Source organism: Flavobacterium sp. TC780, assembly GCF_056783245.1.
In genome coordinates this window covers 1-10,657 of record NZ_JBXBAV010000046.1, presented here as the reverse complement: position 1 = coordinate 10,657, position 10,657 = coordinate 1, and the positions used below count along the sequence as shown (strand labels likewise).

The following is a 10,657-nucleotide window of genomic DNA, read 5'->3' as shown; positions in this document are numbered from 1 at the left end:
TTTTAAAGTTACAAACTACTCAGACAGTTACGTATTGCTAAGGTTTAATACATGCTCCTGTTGTTAGGGAGGCAGCACCTAACTTTACAAGTATTATGCGCTCTTTTAGTATTATCATCCGTTAGTTGCTCAAGCGACAAAGAAGATGGAATTAAAAAAGAAGATGGAAACGTCAATCAATCTCAGAAAACAATCTTAAATATTTCAGATGCCAAAAGTCTTGTTATACTTGAACAATCTTCAACTGGAAAAAACCTTGCGACTGAGACAAATTTATTTAAAATCACTGCTGATGGCAAATACCTGCCAGTAAATTTCACAAAAGCAGACAACTCATCAACTAGCTCTAAACCAATAGTACAAAGCATAAAAAACTTAAATTCGTCTTACGTTTTGCTTTCAGGAAGTTTTAATTATACTGATGAGAAAGGAGTTTCACAAAGTTACACTAGCATACTAGTAAGAAAAACTGATGGAGCAATTTTTAATTCTTCATCTGTAGATTTTTCATTTGGAAATAAAAAATTAGGGGAAATTTTACCTAAAACTGATTCAGAAGGAAACATATATTATTACAAAGGATATAATTCAATCGGAAAATTATCATTAAACAACCCAGATAATATCAATGTAATAGATTATTTACCTAGCGGACAAACTTCCATGTTTTTTGAAGTTGACCCTAAAGGAAACTGCATGTATCAATATAGTATAAGTAATGGCCTTAATAAATATGGTTTACGTATAAAAAAAGCAAACGGTGGAATTTATGAAGTTAAAATAGAAGGAAGAGAGAACAAGGAATTTTGGTTAGGCAATAATGGTAAGTTCTATTTTATTACTTATATATGGAACGAAGGCTACATCCCAAAAATTCATAAAATAGACATCGATGGTGACAACATCACTACCAGTATAGTATGGCCACTTAATGGAGGCCCAATTCCTGATGGTGTTGGGCAGATGTTTCGAACATCTAGTCAAGGGTCATTTATGATCAAGAAAGCAAATTCAGTTGTATTTATAGATACTTATTATAATTGGGGAAATATGAATTGGGAATTTTTCGAAAACACCAATTCAGTTGAAAGTATAGAATTACCTCATATAGATCAAGATGGCAAAATTACCAATTCAAAAGAAAATTATTATATCGCAACAAAAACAGATCTATACAAAGTTAATTTAGATACTCATGAATATACCAAGTTACTTAATTCTGGCGAATATGAAGTTTATACCATTAGTGTTGATGACAATGATAAATTACAATTTAGTGCTTTAAGATTAAAAGATGGGAAAAAGATCTTTGCAGAAATTAGCAAAGAAGGAACTTTAAAAATTATAAATGAAGAAATCAACAGAAAAGCAACTGTTCTTGAAAGAATTAATTAATTAAAACAGCATTCAATAACAGCCTATAAAACAAAGTGTTTTCTTATAAATGCCTCGATTAATCGAGGCATTTATTTTGACATAATAAAATTTTTGAAAAATAAATTTTCGAACAGCATCAATTTACTTAATAAAAAATTCAAAAATCACCAATATTAATTAATAAATAACCAGTTATTCTCGCAAAACAGAAATTATTCCATAATTATATGCATGCATAGTAAATATTATGATTGTAATGGTTGTAATTATAATATTATTTCTAAATTAGCCTAAATTATTAGGAAAAACTGTGTAATGAAAATAAAAATAACTGGAATAGGAAGCTATATTCCACAGAAAGAAATAAGGAATACAGATTTTAACGAACATGTATTTTTAAATGAAGACGGAACTCCTTTTGGTTACCCAAATGAAGTTGTCATCAATAAGTTCAAAGGAATAACAGGTATTGAAAATAGACGTTATGCAGAAGACCAATATACATCTTCTGATTTAGCATACTTTGCTGCACAAAGAGCAATAGAAAATGCTAAGATTGATGCAGAAACTCTTGATTATATTATTTTCGCACACAATTTTGGCGACGTAAAATACGGAACAACACAATCTGATATACTACCGAGTTTAGCAACACGTGTAAAAAACAAATTAGCTATTAAAAATCCAAAATGTGTTGCTTACGATATTCTTTTTGGATGCCCAGGATGGATTGAAGGAGTGCTACAGGCAAATGCTTTCATCAAATCAGGCATGGCAAAACGTTGCTTAGTAATTGGTGCCGAAACACTTTCGAGAGTTGTAGATGATCATGACAGAGATTCTATGATTTATTCTGACGGAGCAGGTGCATCTGTTATCGAAGCTTCTGATGATGAAACTGGTTTATTATCATACGAAAGTGCCACTTTTGCAAATGATGAAGCGGGATACTTATTCTTTGGTAAATCATACAATCCCGATTTAGATCCTGACACAAAATACATAAAAATGTATGGACGAAAAATATATGAATTTGCTTTAAGCAAGTTCCTGCAGCTATGAAAAGCTGTTTAGACAAAAGCGGCATTGCAATTGATGATGTCAAAAAAATATTGATTCACCAAGCAAATGAAAAAATGGACGAAGCTATAATCCATCGTTTTTACAAACTACATGGCAAAACTCCTCCAGAAAACATCATGCCTATGTGTATTCATGATTTAGGAAATAGCAGTGTAGCAACTGTTCCAACACTTTACGATTTACTATTGCAAGGAAAAATAGAAAATCATGAAATCAACAAAGGTGATGTTATCATATTTGCTTCAGTTGGAGCAGGAATGAATGTTAACGCATTTGTATACAGACATTAATTCGTTTTCAAAAATTGTTCCCTCACAGTTCTCAGTGTGATAAACTAATTACTACGACTTAAAACTAAAAAAGTCCGCATTTTAAAATGCGGACTTTTTAGTATATTTGCACCCTAATTAAAATAAGAACGAGAGATTGCTTCGTTCCTCGCAATAACTATGTACGAAAAAACTTTTCCAAATAAACGATTCAAACATACTTTAGAATTTCTAAAAAAGCACATCACAACATCCGAAACCGTTTTGGACTTAGGAGTTGAAAATCCGTTTTCAAAAATCATGAAAGCTGAAGGTTTTAAGGTAAAAAATACCACTGGAGAAGATTTAGATATCGATCAAACAGTATTTTCTACTGATAAACAAGATGTGGTTACCGCTTTCGAAATCTTCGAACATTTACTAAATCCATTCACTATTTTAAACGAAATAAAATCAGATAAACTATTTATCTCGATTCCTATGCGTTTATGGTTCTCACCAGCATATCGTAGTAAAACAGATATGTGGGACAGACACTATCACGAATTTGAAGATTGGCAATTAGATTGGCTTCTTGAAAAAACAGGTTGGAAAATCATCGACAGACAAAAATGGACCAATCCAGTAAAGAAAATCGGAATCCGTCCGTTATTGCGAAGCTTTACTAATAGATACTATATTGTTTACGCAGAAAGAAAATAATTTTCAGTATCAGTTTTCAGTTTATTAAATATGAAATATTACATTGTTATACCGGCACATAACGAGCAAGAATATATTGGTTTAACGTTGCAGTCATTGATTTCGCAAACCGTTTTACCAAAAAAAGTTGTTATAGTCAATGACAATTCTACCGATAAAACGGAAGAAATTGTATTGAATTATGCCAAAGAAAATCCATACATCTCATTGGTTAACAAAACCTCGAGTGCTATACATTTGCCAGGAAGCAAAGTAATCCAAGCATTTCACAAAGGGTTTGAAACACTCGACGAGGATTATGATATCATTGTAAAATTAGATGGAGATTTAATTTTTCCTCCAAACTATTTTGAAACTGTTATTTCTCACTTTCAATCTGATCCAAAAATCGGAATGGCAGGAGGTTTTTGCTACATAGAAAAAAATGGAGATTGGATATTAGAAAATCTAACCGACAAAGATCATATTCGTGGTGCACTAAAAGCCTATCGAAAAGAAACTTTTCAACAAATTGGAGGCCTTAAACCCTCAATGGGCTGGGACACGGTAGACGAATTGCTTTGTAAATATTACGATTGGAAAATAGTTACCGATTCTTCTTTACATGTAAAACATCTTAAACCGACTGGTGCTAATTACAGCAAAACAGCACGTTATAAACAAGGTGAAGCTTTTTATACTTTAGGTTATGGTTTTTGGATCACTGCAATTGCATCTGCAAAACTAGCAATGATGAAGAAAAAACCTTTTCTATTCTTTGATTACATCAAAGGATTCTTGAAAGCAAAAAAAGCAAAAACACCATTATTGGTAACCGATGCACAAGCAAAATTCATTCGAAATTATCGTTTGAAAAAGATGAAAGAAAAGCTTTTTTAGTTCAAGCAATCAAAAAAACTATAAAATCTAAACCGTAAACTGGCAACTATTTTCGTAATTTAGCCCATATTCGTAAAAACTATGATGCTCATTCGTTATTTATCCCAAATAGGAAGATACTTCTTGATGCTTAAAGAAATTTTCAATAAACAAACCAAGTGGTCTGTTATGAAGAAACTAATCTTTAAAGAAATTGATGATTTAATTATTGACTCCCTTGGTATTGTTTGTTTCATATCATTCTTCGTAGGAGGAGTTGTTGCAATTCAAACTGCATTAAACCTAACAAATCCATTAATTCCTAAATACTTAATTGGTTTTGCAACCAGACAATCTGTAATTTTAGAATTTGCTCCAACATTTATCTCTGTTATTATGGCTGGAAAAATGGGCTCTTTCATTACATCGAGTATAGGAACCATGAGAGTTACCGAACAAATCGATGCACTGGAAGTTATGGGTGTTAACTCATTAAACTATCTGGTTTTTCCAAAAATAATTGCTTTACTACTATATCCTTTTGTAATCGGAATCAGTATGTTCTTAGGTATTTTTGGCGGTTGGCTAGCTGGAGTTTATGGTGGGTTTACGACTAGTGATGATTTTATAATGGGAGCACAAATGGAGTTCATTCCGTTTCATATTACTTATGCTTTTATTAAAACAATAATATTTGCCATGCTATTGGCAACTATTCCATCATTTCACGGCTATTATATGAAAGGTGGTGCACTAGAAGTAGGAAAAGCAAGTACAGTAGCATTCGTTTGGACATCTGTATCTATTATCCTTTTTAATTATATACTAACACAATTGTTATTAGGCTCATGATAGAAGTAAAAAACATAGAAAAATCATTTGGCGACAGCAAAGTACTTAAAGGCGTTTCGACCGTATTTGAAACTGGAAAAACAAACCTAATCATTGGGCAAAGTGGATCTGGAAAAACGGTATTATTAAAAAGTTTATTAGGTATTCATGCTCCAGATTCTGGAACAATTGAGTTTGATGGTAGAGTTTATTCAGAACTAGATCCAGATGAAAAAAGAGAATTACGTACCGAAATTGGCATGGTATTTCAAGGAAGTGCATTATTTGATTCCATGACTGTTGCCGAAAACGTTGCTTTCCCTCTTAGAATGTTCACTACAGATACAGGCTCTAAAATTCAAGATCGTGTAGATTTCGTTTTAAAAAGAGTAAATCTAATTGATGCTCATAAAAAATTACCATCGGAAATCTCTGGAGGAATGCAAAAACGTGTAGCTATTGCTCGTGCTATTGTAAATAACCCAAAATACTTATTTTGTGATGAACCAAATTCTGGTTTAGATCCAAATACTTCGACTTTAATTGATAACTTAATTAAAGAAATCACCGAAGAATATAATATCACAACCGTAATTAACACGCATGATATGAACTCGGTAATGGAAATCGGAGAGAATATTTTATTCTTAAAAAATGGCGTAAAAGAATGGCAAGGAACAAAAGAAGAGATTTTTATAACTGATAATAAAGCTATTGTAGAATTTGTTTATTCATCAAATTTATTCAAAAAGGTAAGAGAAGCTTATTTAAAAGGATAACCTTTAGATTAAATTCCAAAATAAATTAAAGCCATTTAGAAATTAAGATAATTTAAGATTCGATCAGTTCTTAAACTTAATTTCTAAATGGCTTTCCTTTTCCAGTTTGATTTAGTTCTTCACTGGCAATAACTCTACTTCGGCATTTGGATTAAAAAGATAAGTCCTCCCGGAGCTTATTTCGAGACATTCAAAACGTTTGGTCCTTACAGCCATCTTCTTAAAAATTTTCCCGTTATGTATTCTAAAAACGCTTCCAAACGGTATTTCAAAAATGTAATTCTTATCGTTTTCTTGATCATATTGTTTAAGAGCCAATGACAAGGTTGTATCTGTATCACTACTAGCAGTAGGATTTTTAAAATGTCTAGCGAGCAATGGCAGTAAATGACTTGGAAAAATCTCTGGTCGAATAAAAGGAACCATTAATCGCTGAAAAGAGTATTTCCATTCGTTTCCATGAGGCTTAATTTTTCTACCAAATTTTTCAAATGCTACCAAATGTGAAATTTCATGAATTAGCGTAATCAAAAACTTGTATTTGTTTAAGCTAGAATTTACTGTAATCTCATGTTTACCGCTTGGCCCTTTTCTATAATCACCATGACGTGTCTGACGCTCATTTACAATTTTCAGATGAACTTGATTGGCAACAATCAAATCAAAAACAGGTTTTACTGCATGTCCAGGGATATATTTAGCTAAAGTTTCATTCAAAACGGAAATAAATTATGAGTTATGGGTTATGAGTTATGAGTTTTTCTTTGAGGTAATTATTATACTTCTTATAATTTTCAAAACCTCATTACATTGTTCATGTATCGATTCAAATTCTATCGTAGAAACATAATCTGTTTCTTTTAATATTTCCAACCAATACATTGACTCATCACATTCTTTTTCGAGCAATTGATAGCTTATGAATAAAATCTGGTTTACTTTGAGCATTAACAGCTTCGCGAACATTTGCCCCAACAGAAGTAATTGAACGTAAAAATTGCTTACTCATTATGAATTCTTTCTTTTCAGAAACCATCCATTTATAAAAATTAACTCCTCTTATAGCTAACTCAAAACTTTTGGTTTTCACAATACTTTCACTCACAGTACTTTCACTCATAATTCCAGAACTTATAATTCATAATTTGTTTACGGATTTGTCGAAGAAACTTCTAACACTTTCCCATTAAAATATTTATTACCATTAAGTGTAAAATCATAAATATAAGTAGCCATTCCCTCTGCCGAAATTGGTGCTTAAATCCTGGAAAAGCTTCCTGTAACATTTCTGTTTGAACAGAACCTAATGCCAAAACATTAAATGAAATTCCTTTTTCTTTATATTCCTCTGCCAACAATTCAGACAATGTAATTTACCGCACCTTTACTAGAACTATACGCTGCAAGCCCAGCAAACTTAAGACTTCCTCGAACACCTCCAATAGAACTAATTGTTACCACATGACTTAGCTTTCTCAAGGTAAGGCAAGCAAACTCTTGTAAGATTAGCTACTGCAAAAACATTTACTTTATAGATATTTTCAAAATCGGCCTGAGTAGTTTCTGCAAAAGGTTTTAAAAGTAACGCCCCTGCATTATGCACTAAGGCATCTACTTTTTTCCAAGTTGAAGAAAGAAATTCATCTACTTTGTATAATTCAGATTCATTCGATAAATCGACAGAAAGACAAGTCACATTAGAATGCTCTAAAAGCAATTGAGGAATTTTTCTTGAAATAGCCAATACCTGATGCCCTGCATTTGCAAACTGCAAAGCCAGCTCGTAACCTATCCCTCTACTCGTTCCTGTAATAATAATATGTTTCATATAACAAAAATAAGGAAAACCTATAAAAAAGCATAGCTTATTTAGTCATCAAAATCTCTTTTATTGGAGAATCTGTCATATGTGTTACCGCAGGCAATAATTCTTGGACAAATGAAGTCATATGAGACACATCCATCACTTTAAATTCATCCGAAACATGGTGATAAAACTCAAAATTCTCAAAATCGAATGTACTTAACGATTGACAAGGAACTCCAAATGCTTCGTAAAAAGGAAAATTATCTGATCTGAAAAACAACTGATATTCGGCTTCTTTTGGTAAAAACCCAATCGTTTTATCACCAGTATATTCATTAATCTTTGTTGCCATATTCGATTTATCAAAACCTGTAATATAAGCTAAAAAATCACGCTTCATTGGCACACCAATCATTTCAATATTTAACTGAGTATATAAATTAAAATTTTGGCTTTTAAGTTTTTTAGCCAAATGCTTAGAACCTAAAAGTCCTTTTTCTTCTCCTGCAAAAAATACAAATAACACACTTCTTTTATTCGATTTCGTTTGACTAAAATACTTAGCTATTTCTGCAACAGCTACAACTCCTGACGCATCATCATTAGCACCATTATTTATAAAATCACCATTAAGTCCTTTTTTATCAATACCAATATGATCATAATGTGCACTTAAGATCACAAATTCTTTTTTTAGAGCAGGATCTGTTCCTTCTAAATATCCAACTATATTATATGCTGGAGCTTTAAACGTAGATAAAGTATCTCGATAAGAAGAAAAATAAGGTTTCACATTATTACTCTTAAAAAAATCTTCTAGATAAACAGCTGCTTTTTCAATTCCTTTTGTCCCAGTTTCCCTGCCTTCTAATTCATCTGAGGAGAGATATTTTAAAGTCGAAGATACTTCACTCTCTTTTACTTTATAATCAATTACTAATTTTGAATTTGACTGCGTTGCTTCGGTTGCAACTTGTGTATTGGTTTTGCACGCAAAAAAAATAAACGGAAATAAAAAGAATAGTTTTTTATTACTGTGGTTTGATTTAGCTAAGTTTTAAGCTTTACATTAAAATATTTATTATACACTTTAAAAGTCTGAATACCTGCCAAAACAATAAAAAACAACGGAATAAGAATTGACATCACGTAGTTAAAAACATATAATGTATTCTTAAAAATGAGTTGCAATATTAAAATAAGGCTTAGCATTCCTAAAAAAACTCCAATTAAAGTTCCTGCAATATAATAATATTTATAATTCTTTTCTATAGAAATAAAATTCTCATTTATTAGATACAAATTCCAGCCAGTCCAGAAAGGCAACTGTAAAAAATTAAAACAATTAAGTAAAACTCCAATAACGAAAGGGGAATACATTATATACTTCTCTATGTAACTATCGTTATTTATAGTTGCATCAGCATGAGCATAAAATGAATAAGATAGAATAGCATGAAAACAATAGCAAAAAAGTCTATCCCTTTCATTATTTTTCTATTATTAACTAGCTGTTTTGCAAATAATAGCGTAAAATAAATAACAAATGATTCTACAAAAATGATTTCCTAACAGAAATAAGAACATGACGAAATCCTGTTTGATTATAGATTTCAAATCCAACTAAGTTTAGATACCCAAGGGGAATTGAGCCCAAAAAACTAACCAAAAAACCTACTGATATATTTTTAACCCGTTTCATCGTTTCAAAAATTTACGATTTTATTACTTTGTGTCAAGTGCAATCGATATCATTTATCCCAGTTTTATAAGCCAAATACGGTACTCCCTTTTGATGATTTGCAGCACTTATTTCATACATATATGTAATATGACGTGCTAATTCTTTCCAAGCAAACCATAATGAGTGTTTAGGATCATAAATATGTGTAGGTTCACTGGCGGCACCATTTAGCTCAACTATAGAAAAATTCTCTCCGCCAGTTCTAATTCTTCCGAACTATTGTACATAATATCAAATCTTCCAAAATATAACTCAGGAATTTGCAAACAAATAGCATTCATTGTTTGAGTCAGCTCTGGTGTTATCCAATGACTTCCATCTAAGAATTTAGCACCTCGGGCATGGTTCCCGAAAGGCACTAAATTAAGTTGCTCTCCAGTAGCTAAAACTCGTTGCAATTTTGCACCATACTCTTTCTTTAAAACATCTAATTGTAGCTTATACCTAGGAACTTCATTTATTAGCTCTTCGATAGTTGCGACTCCATTACCAATGACTATCAGAAATTCTTTAGAAACAATTCCTGTAATTTTACCTGTTTTTTCATTGGGGTGACGAACGTAGAATATCCCAATTTCATTTTCAAATGGAATTATATCCTGCAATAAAAAATCAAAATTTGCTTTTGTCGCATATTCCTTCAACTCCTTAACAGATTTAATTTTTTTCACACCTGAGCCTCGTAACCCTATATCTGGTTTTGCGATTAATGGAAACCGAATTCCTTTGTCTACAATTGCAGCTACAATATCTAACAGAGCAGATTTCTCCCTTAATTAAGACAGTTTTCAATCTCATAATATTTTTTTGGAATCAAATCATAAATTGCTTTTTTGCTTTCCATCATAAATCCACCGTTTTTAATTGCTGGATTAGAGGCATTAAAAAAAAATATCGTTTTGCTTTGAATGCATAAAAACCCCAAAGAAAATAAATAGGTATATACAAGACCTGAAATGGCCAATACTCCCAATTGCTGATTTTATGAAAAAATAGTTTCACCTTTTATAGTTTTAAATTGTAATAAATGATGTTAGGTAGTCGAGATTTACAATCAAATCATAATACCCTAGCGTCACTTTATTCTTTTCGATAACCGCTTGAGTAATACTCAATGTTTTTAATTCGTTGTCACGATTAATAACTAATCCGTTTTCAGGTGCTGCCTCCCTAACAACAGGAGCATGTATAACCTAGCAATACGTAA

12 protein-coding genes and 2 pseudogenes are annotated in these 10,657 nt (G+C 31.6%); 6 read left to right on the top strand and 8 right to left on the bottom strand.

The window, feature by feature from the left end; all coding sequences use genetic code 11:
• Window positions 1–51: 51 nt before the first annotated feature.
• From AC1RYN_RS04615 to AC1RYN_RS04590, 6 genes and pseudogenes are all read left to right on the top strand, one after another.
• Window positions 52–1,395 (top strand): hypothetical protein, encoded by a 1,344-nt coding sequence (locus AC1RYN_RS04615; protein ID WP_481806004.1) that lies wholly within the window; start codon window positions 52–54, stop codon window positions 1,393–1,395.
• 297 nt (window positions 1,396–1,692) lie between these two features.
• Window positions 1,693–2,750, top strand: a pseudogene (locus tag AC1RYN_RS04610) (3-oxoacyl-ACP synthase III family protein).
• Between the two features lie 159 nt (window positions 2,751–2,909).
• A complete protein-coding gene (locus AC1RYN_RS04605) occupies window positions 2,910–3,431 on the top strand; it encodes a class I SAM-dependent methyltransferase (protein WP_481806003.1) in 522 nt (173 codons plus the stop codon).
• Window positions 3,432–3,461: 30 nt separating this feature from the next.
• Complete coding sequence (locus AC1RYN_RS04600) at window positions 3,462–4,310, top strand: glycosyltransferase family 2 protein (RefSeq protein WP_481806002.1); 849 nt, start codon at window positions 3,462–3,464, stop codon at window positions 4,308–4,310.
• 81 nt (window positions 4,311–4,391) lie between these two features.
• Window positions 4,392–5,141: an MlaE family ABC transporter permease gene (locus tag AC1RYN_RS04595; RefSeq protein ID WP_035619715.1), complete on the top strand. Its 750-nt coding sequence runs from the start codon at window positions 4,392–4,394 to the stop codon at window positions 5,139–5,141.
• A complete protein-coding gene (locus tag AC1RYN_RS04590; protein ID WP_481806001.1) occupies window positions 5,138–5,899 on the top strand; it encodes an ABC transporter ATP-binding protein in 762 nt (253 codons plus the stop codon). Before AC1RYN_RS04595 ends, AC1RYN_RS04590 begins: the two co-directional genes overlap by 4 nt.
• Before the next feature lie 111 nt (window positions 5,900–6,010).
• On the opposite strand, the gene AC1RYN_RS04585 is transcribed toward AC1RYN_RS04590, so the two are convergent.
• The 8 genes and pseudogenes from AC1RYN_RS04585 to AC1RYN_RS04550 form a co-directional block, all read right to left on the bottom strand.
• Window positions 6,011–6,616: a SprT-like domain-containing protein gene (locus AC1RYN_RS04585; RefSeq protein WP_481806000.1), complete on the bottom strand. Its 606-nt coding sequence runs from the start codon at window positions 6,614–6,616 to the stop codon at window positions 6,011–6,013.
• 33 nt (window positions 6,617–6,649) lie between these two features.
• Window positions 6,650–6,781, bottom strand: a complete 132-nt coding sequence (locus AC1RYN_RS04580; RefSeq protein ID WP_481805999.1) for a four helix bundle protein — start codon at window positions 6,779–6,781, stop codon at window positions 6,650–6,652.
• Between the two features lie 7 nt (window positions 6,782–6,788).
• Window positions 6,789–7,019, bottom strand: a complete 231-nt coding sequence (locus tag AC1RYN_RS04575) for a four helix bundle protein (protein ID WP_481805998.1) — start codon at window positions 7,017–7,019, stop codon at window positions 6,789–6,791.
• A 29-nt stretch (window positions 7,020–7,048) separates the two neighbouring features.
• Window positions 7,049–7,727: pseudogene (locus AC1RYN_RS04570) on the bottom strand (SDR family NAD(P)-dependent oxidoreductase).
• Window positions 7,728–7,764: 37 nt separating this feature from the next.
• Entirely contained in the window at window positions 7,765–8,709 is a 945-nt protein-coding gene (locus tag AC1RYN_RS04565) for a M20/M25/M40 family metallo-hydrolase (protein ID WP_481806005.1), read from the bottom strand.
• Between the two features lie 47 nt (window positions 8,710–8,756).
• Complete coding sequence (locus AC1RYN_RS04560; RefSeq protein ID WP_481805997.1) at window positions 8,757–9,032, bottom strand: hypothetical protein; 276 nt, start codon at window positions 9,030–9,032, stop codon at window positions 8,757–8,759.
• 594 nt (window positions 9,033–9,626) lie between these two features.
• A complete protein-coding gene (locus AC1RYN_RS04555; protein WP_481805996.1) occupies window positions 9,627–10,121 on the bottom strand; it encodes a hypothetical protein in 495 nt (164 codons plus the stop codon).
• A gap of 101 nt (window positions 10,122–10,222) precedes the next feature.
• Window positions 10,223–10,423 (bottom strand): hypothetical protein, encoded by a 201-nt coding sequence (locus tag AC1RYN_RS04550; RefSeq protein ID WP_481805995.1) that lies wholly within the window; start codon window positions 10,421–10,423, stop codon window positions 10,223–10,225.
• Window positions 10,424–10,657 lie beyond the last annotated feature (234 nt).